The sequence below is a fragment of the Streptomyces sp. NPDC050548 genome, from assembly GCF_044457385.1.
GTDB lineage: Bacteria > Actinomycetota > Actinomycetes > Streptomycetales > Streptomycetaceae > Streptomyces.
In genome coordinates, this window is sequence record NZ_JBITGV010000005.1 from 203,564 (window position 1) to 217,620 (window position 14,057).

General features: G+C 70.7%; 10 protein-coding genes. 2 read left to right on the plus strand and 8 right to left on the minus strand.

Features of this window, described 5'->3' with window-relative positions:
* Positions 1-5 precede the first annotated feature (5 nt).
* The 7 genes from hydA to ACIBJH_RS16585 all read right to left on the minus strand — a co-directional run bounded on the left by hydA (position 6) and on the right by ACIBJH_RS16585 (position 8,614).
* Positions 6-1,409 carry a dihydropyrimidinase gene (gene hydA, locus ACIBJH_RS16555; RefSeq protein ID WP_399117551.1) on the minus strand — a complete coding sequence of 468 codons (1,404 nt, stop codon included), beginning with the start codon at positions 1,407-1,409 and terminating at the stop codon, positions 6-8.
* Between the two features lie 118 nt (positions 1,410-1,527).
* Positions 1,528-2,370 carry a nitrilase-related carbon-nitrogen hydrolase gene (locus tag ACIBJH_RS16560; protein ID WP_019071248.1) on the minus strand — a complete coding sequence of 281 codons (843 nt, stop codon included), beginning with the start codon at positions 2,368-2,370 and terminating at the stop codon, positions 1,528-1,530.
* Between the two features lie 155 nt (positions 2,371-2,525).
* The gene (locus tag ACIBJH_RS16565) at positions 2,526-4,088 is read right to left on the minus strand and encodes a PucR family transcriptional regulator (RefSeq protein WP_399117552.1); all 1,563 of its coding nucleotides are present in this window, start codon (positions 4,086-4,088) and stop codon (positions 2,526-2,528) included.
* 27 nt (positions 4,089-4,115) lie between these two features.
* Positions 4,116-5,402 carry an aspartate aminotransferase family protein gene (locus tag ACIBJH_RS16570; RefSeq protein ID WP_399117553.1) on the minus strand — a complete coding sequence of 429 codons (1,287 nt, stop codon included), beginning with the start codon at positions 5,400-5,402 and terminating at the stop codon, positions 4,116-4,118.
* The gene (locus ACIBJH_RS16575; protein ID WP_399117554.1) at positions 5,399-6,241 is read right to left on the minus strand and encodes a nitrilase-related carbon-nitrogen hydrolase; all 843 of its coding nucleotides are present in this window, start codon (positions 6,239-6,241) and stop codon (positions 5,399-5,401) included. The genes ACIBJH_RS16570 and ACIBJH_RS16575 overlap by 4 nt, the downstream gene beginning before the upstream one ends.
* Before the next feature lie 158 nt (positions 6,242-6,399).
* Complete coding sequence (locus ACIBJH_RS16580; RefSeq protein ID WP_399117555.1) at positions 6,400-8,208, minus strand: hypothetical protein; 1,809 nt, start codon at positions 8,206-8,208, stop codon at positions 6,400-6,402.
* Between the two features lie 154 nt (positions 8,209-8,362).
* Positions 8,363-8,614 (minus strand): helix-turn-helix transcriptional regulator, encoded by a 252-nt coding sequence (locus ACIBJH_RS16585; protein ID WP_317883403.1) that lies wholly within the window; start codon positions 8,612-8,614, stop codon positions 8,363-8,365.
* A gap of 32 nt (positions 8,615-8,646) precedes the next feature.
* Here ACIBJH_RS16585 and map point away from each other — a divergent pair, with 32 nt between their 5' ends.
* Positions 8,647-9,414, plus strand: a complete 768-nt coding sequence (gene map, locus ACIBJH_RS16590) for a type I methionyl aminopeptidase (protein WP_399117556.1) — start codon at positions 8,647-8,649, stop codon at positions 9,412-9,414.
* Positions 9,415-9,524: 110 nt separating this feature from the next.
* Complete coding sequence (locus ACIBJH_RS16595; RefSeq protein WP_399117558.1) at positions 9,525-12,059, plus strand: ATP-dependent Clp protease ATP-binding subunit; 2,535 nt, start codon at positions 9,525-9,527, stop codon at positions 12,057-12,059.
* Between the two features lie 61 nt (positions 12,060-12,120).
* Here ACIBJH_RS16595 and ggt read toward each other — a convergent pair whose 3' ends face one another.
* A complete protein-coding gene (gene ggt / locus ACIBJH_RS16600; RefSeq protein ID WP_399117559.1) occupies positions 12,121-13,923 on the minus strand; it encodes a gamma-glutamyltransferase in 1,803 nt (600 codons plus the stop codon).
* Between the last annotated feature and the right edge of the window lie 134 nt (positions 13,924-14,057).

The window sequence follows — 14,057 nt, forward strand, 5'->3', positions numbered from 1 at the left end:
CACTCCTAGTTGAGGTACTGACTGGTGGAGCGCGGGGTGTAGACGCCGTGGCCCGCGTGCCCGGTGTACTCCCGCTCGGTGATGACGAGTTCGCCGCGCGAGAGGACGGTCTCGACGCGGCCGGTGAGGCGCTTGCCCTCGTAGGCCGAGTAGTCGACGTTCATGTGGTGGGTCTCGGCGGAGACGGTCTGCTCGGCGTGCGGGTCGTAGATGACGACGTCGGCGTCGGCGCCCGGGGCGATGGTGCCCTTCTTCGGGTAGAGGCCGAACATCCGCGCCGGGGAGGCGCAGGCGATCTCGATCCAGCGGCGGCGGCTGATGTGCCCGTCGACGACGCCCTGGTGGAGCAGGTCCATGCGGTTCTCGACGCCCGGCATGCCGTTGGGGATCTTCGAGAAGTCGCCCCGGCCCAGTTCCTTCTGGCCCACGAAGCAGAAGGGGCAGTGGTCGGTGGAGACCACCTGGAGGTCGTTGGTGCGCAGGCCCTGCCAGAGCTTGGCCTGGTGCTCCTTCGGCCGAAGGGGCGTGCTGCACACGTACTTCGCGCCCTCGAAGTCGGGCTCGGCGAGGTTGTCGGTGGAGAGGAACAGGTACTGCGGACAGGTCTCGCCGAAGACGGGGAGGCCCTCGTCGCGCGCCTTGGCCAGCTCGGCGACGGCCTCCATCGCGGAGACGTGCACGACGTAGAGCGGGGCACCGGCGACCTGGGCCAGCTTGATGGCTCGGTGGGTGGCCTCGGCTTCGAGGAGGGCCTTGCGGACCTCGCCGTGGTAGCGGGGGTCCCTCTCGCCGCGGGCCAGCGCCTGTTCCACCAGGACGTCGATGGCGATGCCGTTCTCGGCGTGCATCATGATCAACCCGCCGTTGTCGGCGGCGCGTTGCATGGCACGCAGGATCTGGCCGTCGTCGCTGTAGAAGACGCCCGGGTAGGCCATGAACTGCTTGAAGGAGGTGACGCCCTCCTCGACCAGCAGGTCCATCTCCTTGAGGGTGTCCTCGTTGACGTCCGAGACGATCATGTGGAAGCCGTAGTCGATGGCGCAGTTGCCCTCGGCCTTGGCGTGCCACGCGTCGAGGCCCTCGCGGAGGGCTCCGCCGACGCTCTGGATCGCGAAGTCCACGATGGTCGTCGTACCGCCCCAGGCGGCGGCCCGGGTGCCGGTCTCGAAGGTGTCGGCGGCCTTGGTGCCGCCGAACGGCATCTCCATGTGGGTGTGGGCGTCGACCCCGCCCGGGATGACGTACTTTCCGGTGGCGTCGATGACCCGGTCGGCGGTCCAGCCCTCGGCGACGGTCGTGCCGGAGGTGGCGAGGGCGGCGATGCGGCCGTCCTCGATCAGGACGTCGGCGTGGAGTTCGTCGGACGCGGTGATGACTAGGCCGCCGCGGATGACGGTACGGGTGCTCATTGTTTTGACTCCGCTGGATTGTGGTCTGGTGCGGGTCTGTGGGGGTTGGGCGCGCAGTTCCCCGCGCCCCTTCAGGAGGGCTGCGCCCTCCAAAGGAGCGCGGGGGACCCTGCGTTCTTTACGGTGCGGTCAGCGGGCCGTACGCGTCCGGGCGGCGGTCGCGGTAGAACTGCCAGCGGTCGCGGACCTCTCGCAGTTTCGCCAAGTCCAGGTCGCGGACGACCAGTTCGGGCTCCTTGTCGCTGGCCACCTCGCCGACGAACTGGGCCTCCGGGTCGACGAAGTAGGTCGTGCCGTAGAAGTCGTTGTCGCCCAACTCCTCGACACCGACACGGTTGATGGCGCCGACGAAGTACTCGTTGGCGGCGGCAGCGGCGGGCTGCTCCAGCTGCCACAGGTACGCCGACAGGCCGCGCGAGGTCGCCGACGGGTTGAAGACGATCTCCGCACCCGCGAGGCCCAGCGCACGCCAGCCCTCCGGGAAGTGGCGGTCGTAGCAGATGTAGACACCGATCTTGCCGACCTTGGTGTCGAAGATCGGCCAACCGCTGTTGCCCGGGCGGAAGTAGAACTTCTCCCAGAATCCGGGGACTTGGGGAATGTGGTGCTTGCGGTACTTGCCGAGGTAGGAGCCGTCCGCGTCGATCACGGCGGCCGTGTTGTAGAGGACGCCGGGCTGCTCCTCCTCGTACATCGGCAGGACCAGGACGATGCCGTGTTCCTTGGCGAGCGCCTGGAAGCGCTTGACGATCGGGCCGTCCGGGATCGCCTCGGCGTACTCGTAGAACGCCTTGTCCTGGACCTGGCAGAAGTACGGTCCGTAGAACAGCTCCTGGAAGCACAGGACTTGAGCACCCTGCGCGGCGGCGTCGCGGACCGCCTGCTCGTGGACCTGGATCATGGACTCCTTGTCGCCCGTCCAGGCTGTCTGGAACAGGGCGGCACGAATCACGGTGCTCATCGGGACCTCCGGTCGCTAGGTGTGCGAGGAGCCTAGGAAGTCCTGAAGTCCGGTTTGAGTTGCACGGTGTCACGTCTGCGGACGCTCGGCGTTCCACGGTGTCACCCTGTCGTGGCCGCATGTTTCACCGCCGTTTTCGCAGGTAGTCCCATGTTTCACCCCTGTTGCGCGTCGTGCGCGAGGAGCGCGATGTGCACCGACGCGGCCTGCTCGAAGTCGTCGAGGTCCACGCCGAGCCGGCCCTCTATCGCCTCCAGCCGGCGGTACAGCGCGGGCCGTGAGACATGGTGGAGCTGCGCGGTGCGCGACTTGTTGCGGCCGGTGGCCAGATACGTGCGCAGTACGGCGAGCAGGTCCTCGTCGGCCGCGCACAGCAGCCCGTCCAACTCCCGTTCGGCGAACGACTGCACCTGAGGGTCGTCCCGCAGCAGCCGGATCAGGCCGCGCAGATGGACGTCCTTGAGGCGGACGACGGTGGGGAGTTCGAGGGCGTCGCTGGAATCCGCTACGGCGTCGGCCACGTGCTGTGCCTCGCGCAGTCCGGCGGGCACGTCGTCCCAGACGGTGCGCTGCCCCGCGGCGGCCACGACCGCCTTCAACGCCCCCGACTCGGTGCGCAGTCGGCTCGCGAAGTGTGCGGCGAGGGCGTCCGCGTCCTGGTCGCGGGGGAGGCTGAGAAGGACGGCGGTGACGCCGTCGGCCAGTTCGGCGACGAGTCCGGGCAGGCCCAACAGCCGTAGCACGCGGTCGAGTTGGGTCGTGTCGCCGTCGCGTACGACCATCGGTACGAAGGTGCGCCGGTTGACCGGCAGGCCTGCGGCCCGCGCGCGGGGCAGGAGTTGGCGGGCCGGTACGACGCCGCTCGCCAGGTCGGTGAGCAGGCTCTGGGCGGACTGTTCCTCCCAGGTGTGGGCGGAGCCGCCGAGCATGCGGTGCAGGACGAGGGCCTCGGCGGCGCGGTCGGCGAGGAGACGGCCGGTGGCGGTGTCGCCGCGGTGGCCGCAGAGCATGATCTGGCCCCAGCGCTCGCCGCGTCCGCCCAGTTCGGCGCGGATCCAGCCGTCGCCCTCGCTGCCGCCCGCCTGGCGGGAGATGCGCTCCCAGTCGCGCAGCACGTCGTCGACGGCGGACCGCTCCCCCGCCGTGGCGAGGACGCGGTGGGCGAGGTTGGTGACGACCACGGGACAGGCGCTGTGCGTGGCGACCTCGTCGAGCAGGCTCTGCAGCGGGGCGCCGCCGGTGATGAGTGCGGTGAGCGCGGTCCGGACGGCCTCGGAGAGACTCACGGCGGCGAACTTCCGCCGTACCAGGCGGGATTGGACCTCTTCCGTCAACTCCGCGAAGGGGAAGGGGCGGTGGAGCACCACCATGGGCAGCCCGCACCGCTCGGCCGCGCGGCGCATCACGTCCGGCGGGGCGGGGAAGGCGCGGCCGAGACCGAGGACGACGGCGGATGCCTCCGCGCGGTGCAGGGACTGGATGTACTCGGCCTGGGCGCCCTCGTCACCGGCGAGGAGGACGCCGGTGGTGAGGACCATCTCGCCGCCGGTGAGCATCACCCCGACGTCGGCGGCCTCGGCGACATGCACCCACCGCACGGCGCGGTCGAGCTGGCTCGCGCCGGCCACCACCTCGGGCTCCCCGGCCAGCACCCGTTCCAGGGCGAGGACCTGACGGACCGACAGAGCGGGTTCCAGGGTGTCGAAGGTGGTGGCCATGACGATGTTCCCTTGCTCGTACTGCTGCTACTGCGTGCTCGCCAGAGCCCGTTCGAGGATGGCGGCGCCCTCCTCGGCCTCCGCAACGGTGAGGGAGAGCGGCGGGGCGATGCGCAGGGCGCTGGTGTCGTGGCCGCCGCCCTTTCCGATCAGCAGCCCGCCCTCGCGGGCCGCTTCGAGCACGGCGGAGGCGGCCTGCGGATCGGCCTCGTCGGTGCCCGGTTTCACCAGTTCGACGCCGATCATCAGTCCGCGCCCGCGCACTTCCCGTACGCCGGGATGCTGGGCGGTGACGGCCCGCAGCCGCTCGATGAGGAGACCGCCGACGCGGCGGGCGTTGCCCTGGAGGTCGTGCTCCAGGAGGTAGGTGAGGTTGGCGAGGCCCGCCGCCATGGTGATCTGGGTGCCGCCGAAGGTCGAAATGCTGTTGGAGTCGAGGCAGTTCATGATGTCGGCGCGGGCGACGACACCGCCGATCGAGCTGCCGTTGCCGATGCCCTTGGCGAAGGTGAGGATGTCCGGCGGACCGTTCTGGGCGTGCGCCTGCCAGCCCCAGAAGTGGTCGCCGGTGCGGCCCCAGCCGGTCTGCACCTCGTCGGCGATCCACAACACGCCGCGCTCGGCGAGTACTTCGCGGAAGGCGGCGTAGAGCCCGTCGGGCGGGGAGGTGAACCCACCCACGCCCTGGACGGGTTCGGCGATGAGGGCTGCGGGCGGGCGGACGTGACCGAGCAGATCCTTCAGGTCGGCCACGCAGGCCGCGATGAACTCGGCGTCGGACAGGTGGGCGTAGGGTCCGCGCGTGCGCACACCGCCGTGGACGTACAGCGTCTGGAGCGGGGAGAGCGAGGTCGGGGACCAGCCGCGGTTGCCGGTGATGCCGACCGCGCTGAAGGAGCGGCCGTGGTAGCTGTTGCGCATGGCCAGGATCTGGTTGCTGCGCCGGTACGAGGTCGCGAGGAGCAGGGCGGTGTCGTTGGCCTCGGTGCCCGAGGTGGTGAAGAAGACGCGGGCGTCGGGGATGCCGGACAACTGGGCGACGCGCTCGGCGAGTTCGACCATCGGCCGGTTCAGGTAGAGCGTGGACGAGTGGAGGATCCGCCCGGCCTGCTCGCTCACCGCCTTGGTGACCTCGGGGAGCGCGTGCGCGGTCATGGTGGTGAGGATGCCGCCGAAGAAGTCGAGGTACTTGTTGCCCTCGGCGTCCCAGACGTGCCGGCCCTCGCCGTGCGTGATTTCGAGCGGGTTGTCGTAGTAGAGGGCGAGCCAGTCCGGGAGCACGGCCTTGTGCCGCCCCAGCAGATCCTTTGTCACGGTTGCACCAACCCTTCGTAGGCGTCGGGACGACGGTCGCGGTAGAACGCCCACTGCTGGCGTACTTCCTCGATCAACCCGAAGTCCAGGTCGCGGACGACGAGTTCCTCGTCCTTGTCGCTGGCGACATCGCCGACGAACTGGCCTCGCGGGTTGACGAAGTACGACGTCCCGTAGAAGTCGTTGTCCCCGTACTCCTCCTGTCCAACCCGGTTGATCGCGGCGATGAAGTACTCGTTGGCGACGGCCGCGGCGGGCTGCTCCAGCTGCCAGAGGTAGGCGGAGAGGCCGCGTGAGGTGGCGGACGGGTTGTAGACCAACTGGGCGCCGTTGAGGCCGAGTTGGCGCCAGCCCTCGGGGAAGTGGCGGTCGTAGCAGATGTAGACGCCGACCTTGCCGACGGCGGTGTCGAAGACGGGCCAGCCGGCGTTGCCCGGCCTGAAGTAGTACTTCTCCCAGAAGCCCTTGACCTGGGGGATGTGGTGTTTGCGGTACTTGCCGAGGAAGGTGCCGTCGGCGTCGATCACGGCCGCGGTGTTGTAGTAGAAGCCGTCCTGCTCGATCTCGAAGACCGGGACGACGATCACCATGCCGGTCTCGCGCGCGAGCTGTTGCATACGACGCACGGTCGGCCCGTCGGGCACCGGCTCGGCCCAGCTGTAGTGCTCCGGTTCCTGGACCTGACAGAAGTAGGGGGCGTTGAACACTTCCTGGAACCCGATGACCTTGGCGCCCTGGCGGGCCGCCTCGCGGGCGTGTTCCTCGTGTTTCGCCACCATGGACTCGGTGTCGCCGGTCCAGGTGGCCTGGACCAGAGCGGCGCGTACGACGTTGGTCATGAGCTGCTCCTTCGACGGGACGTCAGAGCCTCTACGCCCGTAGACAAAGGCCGTAGAGGGATGAACGTAAGCCTCCGGAGGAGCCTTGCCAAGACCATCGTCGTTAACCCGCGGAGTCGATCGCGTTTCACACTCCGGTGGGCGAGTCGATGGGCCGGTCAGGCAGTGAAGCCCGCGACACGAAGGGCGTGGACCAGGTCCCAGTGGCGTTCGTCCGAGACGCCCTGGGCGGCCTCCAGCAGCAGTGGGACGAGCTGCTGGGGGTCGGCCGCGACGCTGCGGGCCGCCTCCTCGGGGGTGCGGACCCGGACGTAGGCGTCGAGCAGGGCGTTGATCTCGCGGCGGCGGCCCTCGGCGACGAGCGCGAGCACCGCCTCACCTATCTCCTCGGCCGGGCGGGCCACGCCCTGCCGCAGGATCTGCTCGCCGTCCGCCGTACGGCCCGCCGCGACCAGCGCGTCCGCCGCGCCGACCAGCCGGTCGGCGGGCAGCGAGGCGGCCTCCCAGAGCAGCGTCGCCCAGTCCGCGCCGAGCCCGGCGCGCTGCAGCTCGGCCGCGAGCAGCGGGAAGCGCGCGGCGGGCCAGTACGCGGCCTCGGCGAGCAGCGCGTGCGCCTCGCCGCTACGGCCCTCCCGCCGCAGCCCCACGAGCCGCTGCACGGCCTCCACGGTGGCCTGCCGCGCGTCGGCGTCCAACGCCTCACGCTTCGGCTGTGTCCGCTCGGCCGGCCGCGCGGCCCCGGCGAAGCGGGCCCCGCGCGGGGTGCGGCGGGCGGCGGGCGCCGGGGTCGGCAGATCCGGTACGACGGCCGCGGGGTCCGGGGCCGGAGTGCCCGCGGCTGTGTCGTCCTCGGCCATACCGGCGAAGCGGGCGCTGCCCCGGCGGCGCTTGCGCTGCTTGGGGGTGGGAGCGGGAGTGGAGGCGGGGGCCGGGTCGGGGTCGGTGGACTGCGTGGGCTCCGGGGCCGTGGGCTGTGCGGGGTCGAAGCCGACGGACGGCGCGGCCTCGGGTGCGGGCCAGCCGGAGGGTTCGGGCGCGGGAGTGGCGGCGGGGTTCGGGAAGTCGCCCGGCAGGGGGGCGGGGCTGCCGTAGTCGGGGTTGGCGCGTTCGAAGTCCTCGTAGCCGCGGCGCGCGTCGAGGGCCCTGTCGTCGCGGCGGGCGGGCTGGGCTCCGGTCTGGTCGCCGCCCGTCGGGTCGTAACCGCGGCGCGCCTCACGGACGCCCTCGTCGTGGCGCAGGGGGTCGGGGCCGCCGTAGCCGCTCTGCGGTCCGGCTCCTTGCGCCTGTTCGGTGTCTCGCTGGCGGGGCAGGCGGTACGGGGCCGGGCCGTTGCCGTACGACCCGTACGGGTCCTGCCCGTCGGACCGGCCGTCCTGGGCCTGGTCCTGGAAGGTGTCGTCGACCCGGAACACGTTGCCGTGCCGGTCGCGGTGGACGGCGCCGACGCCCCGGAGGCGGACGAGGTTGTCCAACTCCTCGATGCGGGCGCGGAGTTCGATGCAGCGGGCGGTGGCGCGTTCGTGGTCGTCGTGGGCCCAGGCGAGGTCGAGGCGGAGGGCGTCGGCCTCCTCCTGCGTGGTGGCGGAGGTGAGCAACCGTCCCAGTTCCGCCTGCCGTTCGGCGGCGTACTTCTGTTCGCGGAGCATCACGTCGAGCCGGTCACCGAGGGCGTCCCGGCTGCCGGGCCGGGCGTCGAACGCGGCGAGCGCCGCCGCGTGCAGGGCACGGGCCCGCTCCTTCTCCTGGGCGGCGACACCGGGGCCGTACTCCGCCGCGAGGTCCTGGAGCAGCGCCTCCACCACGTCCCAGGGCGGTATCTCACGTCCGCCCAGGCAGGCCTGCATACCATCGGGATCGCGCTGCCAGAACACCCCGCACCAGCCACCGCCCTGGTCGAGGCGCGCCAGGAGTCGGTCGAGGTAGTTCGCGAACTCCCGCACCTGTCCGGGGAGTTGATCCACAGCCATGCTCCAACTCCCGCCAGACCGGAATGCTCCGGTCCGTAGAAAACACCATTTGTGTTACGACGCGGCTACAGAAGCTTTTCGAGCCGGGCGCAGAGAGTTCGGAGCCTACGCCTCCCTCCTGTGCGCCCGCCGGGTTCACGCCGTATCCGCCCCCTCAGGCCGCCAACGGCGCACATCTGACGACGAGTTCGTCCATGGACAGCCCGAGCGCGTCGGCAAGTGCGGCGACGGTGAAGAAGGCGGGCGTGGGAGCCCGGCCGGTCTCGATCTTGCGGAGGGTCTCCGCCGAGATGCCCGCGTTCGCCGCCACGTCCGTCATGCTGCGGCCACCACGGGCCTCGCGGAGCAACCGGCCGAGCCGTTCGCCGCGTTCACGCTCTTCGGGGGTGAGAGGGGTGCGTACCATGCCGTCATTCTAATACCGGTATAGTAATTGGCATGGTGGAACTCAAGACGGACACGTCCATCGATGCGATGTACGAGGCGGGCCAGGTCGTGGCCCGCACCCTCACGGCCGTGCGGGAGGCCGCCGACGTGGGCGTATCCCTGCTGGAACTGGACGAGCTGGCGCACGACGTGCTGCGCGCGGCGGGCGCGACCTCGCCCTTCCTGGGCTACCGCCCCTCGTTCGCGCCCACCCCGTTCCCGGCGGTCGTCTGCGCCTCGGTGAACGACGCGATCGTGCACGGCATCCCGGACGGCTACCGCCTGCGCGACGGCGACCTGGTCTCGATCGACTTCGGCGCCAAGCTGAACGGCTGGGCCGGCGACTCGGCGATCAGCTTCACCGTCGGCACACCGCGCCCCGCCGACGTACGCCTGATCGACACCGCCGAGCACGCCCTCGCGGCGGGCATCGCGGCAGCCGTCGTGGGCAACCGCATCGGCGACATCGCCCACGCGATCGGCACGGTCTGCCGTACGGCCGGATACGGCATCCCCCAGGGCTTCGGCGGCCACGGCATCGGCCGCCAGATGCACGAGGACCCCGGCGTCCCGAACGAGGGCCGCCCCGGCCGAGGCCTCCCCCTCCGCCACGGCATGGCCCTCGCGATCGAGCCCATGCTGATCGCGAGCGGCAAGGACGGCTACCACGAGGCCCCGGACGGCTGGACCCTCCGCACGAACGACGGTTCGAGGGCGGCCCACGTGGAACACACGGTGGCGATCACGGAGGACGGTCCCAGGATCCTCACGGCACGCTGAGTGCCTTTGGGGGCGCGGGGAACTGCGCGACCAGCCACAACGCACCCGCACCCGCAAAACCACCCAAACTTGCACATGCCCCACGCAGTGGCCCGTGCCATGGTGGATTGATGACCAGCGGCTACATACCCCCCGAAAACGACCCCTTCGAAGACTTCCTCGCCCGGTTCTTCGGCGGAGCCGCCGGCGGAGCCGCCCGCCCCGGTCCACGCGATGTGGACATAGGCCGCCTGCTCAGCCAACCGGCCAGGGACCTCGTCCGGGGCGCCGCCCAGTACGCCGCGGAACACGGCAGTCGCGACCTGGACACCCAGCATCTCCTCCGCGCGGCGCTGTCCGCGGAGCCGACCCGCGGTCTCCTGTCCCGCGCCGGCGCGGACCCCGACTCCCTCGCGGCGGAGATCGACGCGCGCTCGGGACCGGTCCAACCCCCGGAGGGCACGTCGCTCGCCCTCACCCCGGCCGTCAAACGCGCCCTCCTGGACGCGCACGACCTGGCGAGGGCGGGCGGCGCCGGTTACATCGGCCCCGAACACGTGCTCGGGGCCCTAGCCGCGAACCCGGACTCCGCCGCCGGCCACATCCTGAACGCGGCCCGCTACGCCCCCACGGGCCTGCCGCCCGAGGCGCCGGACGGCACGCTGCCGCGCGCGGAACAGCCCCGCCCCACCGGCACCCCGACCCTCGACAAGTACGGCCGCGATCTCACCGACCTGGCCCGGCACGGCCGTATCGATCCGGTGATCGGTCGCGACGAGGAGATCGAGCAGACCATCGAGGTGCTGTCCCGGCGCGGCAAGAACAACCCGGTGCTGATCGGCGACGCGGGCGTCGGCAAGACCGCGATCGTCGAGGGGCTCGCCCAGCGCATCACGGACGGCGACGTCCCGGACGTGCTGACCGGGCGGCGGGTTGTCGCCCTCGACCTGACCGGCGTGGTCGCGGGCACCCGTTTCCGGGGCGACTTCGAGGAGCGGCTGACGAACATCGTCGGCGAGATCCGCGCGCACTCGGACGAACTGATCGTGTTCATCGACGAGTTGCACACCGTGGTCGGCGCGGGCGGTGGCGGCGAGAGCGGTTCGATGGACGCCGGCAACATCCTCAAACCGGCGCTGGCGCGCGGTGAGTTGCACATCGTCGGTGCCACGACGTTGGAGGAGTACCGCCGGATCGAGAAGGACGCGGCGCTGGCCCGCCGCTTCCAGCCGATCCTGGTACCGGAACCGACCGTCGCGGACGCGATCGAGATCCTGCGCGGACTGCGTGACCGCTACGAGGCACATCACCAAGTCCGTTACACCGACGAGGCGTTGGTGGCGGCCGTGGAGCTGTCCGACCGCTATCTCACCGACCGCCGCCTGCCGGACAAGGCGATCGACCTGATCGACCAGGCGGGCGCGCGGGTACGGCTGCGGTCCCGGACCAAGGGCACGGACGTACGGGCCCTGGAGCGCGAGGTGGAGCAGCTCGCCCGGGACAAGGACCAGGCGGCGGCCGACGAGGACTACGAGAAGGCGACCCAACTCCGGGACCGTATCGCCGAGTTGAAGGTACGGCTGACGGAGGCCGGCGGCGAGGACACGGGCGACGAGGGGCAGCACCTGGAGGTCACCGGCGAGGCGATCGCCGAAGTGGTGTCACGGCAGACCGGTATCCCGGTGAGCAGTCTCACGGCGGAGGAGAAGGACCGGCTGCTCGGTCTTGAGGAGCATCTGCACCGGCGGGTCGTCGGCCAGGAGGAGGCGGTGCGGGTCGTGTCGGACGCGGTGCTGCGCTCGCGCGCCGGGCTCGCGAGCCCGGACCGGCCGATCGGCAGTTTCCTGTTCCTGGGCCCAACGGGCGTCGGCAAGACGGAACTTGCCCGCGCGCTCGCCGAGGCTCTGTTCGGCAGCGAGGACCGAATGGTCCGCCTCGACATGAGCGAGTACCAGGAACGGCACACGGTGAGCCGTCTCATCGGTGCCCCGCCCGGCTACGTCGGCCACGAGGAGGCCGGTCAGCTGACCGAGGTCGTACGCCGCCACCCCTACTCGCTCCTCCTCCTCGACGAGGTCGAGAAGGCGCACCCGGACGTCTTCAACATTCTGCTCCAGGTCCTGGACGACGGCCGGTTGACCGACGCGCAGGGCCGCACGGTCGACTTCACCAACACGGTGATCGTGATGACCAGCAACCTCGGCTCCGAGGCGATCACCCGGCGCGGGGCGGGGATCGGCTTCGGCCCTGGCGGCGCCGACGCGGACGAGGAGGCCCGGCGCGAGCAGATCCTGCGCCCGCTGCGCGAGCACTTCCGCCCGGAGTTCCTCAACCGCATCGACGAGATCGTCGTGTTCCGTCAGCTCACCGCCGAGCAACTCCGCCTGATCACCGAGCTGTTGCTGGAGCACACCCGCCGCCTCCTGCATGCGCAGGGCATCACGGTCGAGTTCACGGACCCGGCGGTCAACTGGCTGTCCCGGCAGGGCTTCCAGCCCGAGTACGGCGCCCGGCCGCTGCGCCGCACCATCCAGCGCGAGGTCGACAACCAGCTGTCCCGGCTGCTTCTGGACGGCACGGTCGCGGAAGGGGGTCAGGTGACGGTGGATGTGGAGGGCGATCACTTGGCGTTCAACGGGCAGAACCCGTCAAGCGCCGCTCGCTGAGGCGCCCCTCAGGGGCGCGGGGAACTGCGCGACCAGCCCCCACGCCCCCGCAGACCGCGAACTACGGAGCCGGATCCACCACCTGCGCGGACCCCCCACCCCGCCGCACAGTCTCCGCCGCCGCCAACCACTTCCCACCCGGCAGCCGTTGCACACCCGTCGCCGCACCGATCTCCGGATTCAGCGTGAACGAGTGCCCGATAGCTTGCAGCTGCGTCTTCAAGTCGCTGTTGAAAAGCGCCGGTTCGAGCTCCGTGTTGGCCGCGTTGCGCTGGCTGGCGCGGGGCGCCGCGATCGCGTCCACGAGCGGAAGCCCCCGGTCGAGGAACTCCGTGAGGGTCTGCAGCACGGTGGTGATGATGGTCGCGCCACCGGGTGAACCGAGCGCCACGACCGGCTTGTTGTGCTTGTCGAGGACGATCGTCGGCGAGATCGACGAGCGCGGCCGCTTGCCCGGACCGGGCAGGTTCGGGTCGTGGACGGCCGGGTTGGCCGGGGTGAAGGAGAAGTCGGTCAGCTCATTGTTGAGCAGGAAGCCGCGGCCGGGCACGGTCATCGCGCTGCCGCCGGTCTGCTCGATGGTGAGCGTGTAGGAGACGACGTTGCCCCACTTGTCGGCGACGGTGAGGTGGGTGGTGTTCTCGCCCTCGTACGTTGTCGGAGCGGCCGTCCCGGCGGCGGTGCAGGCCGTCGGGTTGCGCGGGTCGGCGGGCGCCAGCGGGCTGGTGAGCACCGCGTCGTCCTTGATGAGGCAGGCACGCGAGTCGGCGAACTTCTGCGAGAGGAGTTCCTTCGTCGGTACGTCCTCGAAGGCGGGGTCGCCGACCCAGCGGCCCCGGTCCGCGAACGCGATCCGGCTGGCCTCGATGTAGTGGTGCAGGTACTGGACCTCGCTGGCCTTCGAAAGGTCCGTCTTCTCAAGGATGTTGAGGGCCTCGCCGACGGTCGTGCCGCCGGAGGAGGAGGGTGCGATGGAGTAGACGCCGAGTCCGCGGTACGACGTCCTGGTGGGCGCCTGGAGCTTGGCACGGTAGGCCGCGAGGTCCTCGGCGGCCAGCTTGCCGGGGCGGGCGTTCCAGCCGGAACTGGCGTCCACCTTCGGGGTGTTGACCGTGGCGAGGATGTCCTTGCCGAGGGCGCCGCGATAGATGTCCCCGATCCCCTTCTTGCCCAACTCCTTGTAGGTGGCGGCGAGTTCGGGGTTCTTGAAGATGGAGCCGACGACCGGCAGCGCGCCGCCGGGCAGGAACAGCTTGGCGGTGTCCGGGAAGTAGCGGAAGCGGGTCTCGTTGGCCGCGGTCTGGGTGCGGAAGGTGTCATCGACCGTGAAGCCGTCGGACGCGATCCGCTCGGCGGGTTTGAGGACCGTACCGAGCTTCTTGCTCCCCCACTGGTCGAGTGCCGTCTGCCAGGTGGCGGGTGTGCCCGGGGTGCCGACGCTGAGGCCGCTGCTGACGGCGTCGGCGAAGGCGAGGGCCTTGCCGTTCTCCACGAAGAGGTTGGAGTCGGCGGTCAGCGGCGCGGTCTCGCGGCCGTCGATGGTGTGCACCGTACGGGACTTGGCGTCGTAGTAGACGAAGTAGCCGCCTCCGCCGATGCCGGAGGAGTAGGGCTCGGTGACACCGAGCGCGGCGGCGGTGGCGACGGCCGCGTCGACCGCGTTGCCGCCCTTCTTCAGGACTTCGATACCGGCGGCGGTGGCGTCCGCGTCGACGCTCGCCACGGCGCCGCCGTAGCCGACGGCGACCGGAACCTTCGTCGGTGTGCTGCTGCTCGTCGCGGCGGGTGGGGCCGCTGCCCCGACCGACACCACGGCGGCCGAGACCGCCAGGACCGACAGTTTCCGTGCCACAGGGCGACGCATCCGTACCTCCAGTCCAGAACCGTCCGCGCAGCGTATCCACCTGGCACGGGCCCCGACAGACCGCTTCCGGCCGCCGCCACACGAACGTCACACGTCGAACACCGGTACGTACCAGCCACATCGGGCCGCTACCA

What these genes read in the sequence shown, in the direction of transcription:
- ACIBJH_RS16580 (WP_399117555.1), bottom strand. Translation starts at nt 8,208, where the DNA reads ATGGCTGTGGATCAACTCCCCGGACAGGTGCGGGAGTTCGCGAACTAC.
- ACIBJH_RS16560 (WP_019071248.1), bottom strand. Translation starts at nt 2,370, where the DNA reads ATGAGCACCGTGATTCGTGCCGCCCTGTTCCAGACAGCCTGGACGGGC.
- map (WP_399117556.1), top strand. Translation starts at nt 8,647, where the DNA reads ATGGTGGAACTCAAGACGGACACGTCCATCGATGCGATGTACGAGGCG.
- ACIBJH_RS16585 (WP_317883403.1), bottom strand. Translation starts at nt 8,614, where the DNA reads ATGGTACGCACCCCTCTCACCCCCGAAGAGCGTGAACGCGGCGAACGG.
- ACIBJH_RS16565 (WP_399117552.1), bottom strand. Translation starts at nt 4,088, where the DNA reads ATGGCCACCACCTTCGACACCCTGGAACCCGCTCTGTCGGTCCGTCAG.
- ACIBJH_RS16595 (WP_399117558.1), top strand. Translation starts at nt 9,525, where the DNA reads ATGACCAGCGGCTACATACCCCCCGAAAACGACCCCTTCGAAGACTTC.
- hydA (WP_399117551.1), bottom strand. Translation starts at nt 1,409, where the DNA reads ATGAGCACCCGTACCGTCATCCGCGGCGGCCTAGTCATCACCGCGTCC.
- ACIBJH_RS16575 (WP_399117554.1), bottom strand. Translation starts at nt 6,241, where the DNA reads ATGACCAACGTCGTACGCGCCGCTCTGGTCCAGGCCACCTGGACCGGC.
- ggt (WP_399117559.1), bottom strand. Translation starts at nt 13,923, where the DNA reads ATGCGTCGCCCTGTGGCACGGAAACTGTCGGTCCTGGCGGTCTCGGCC.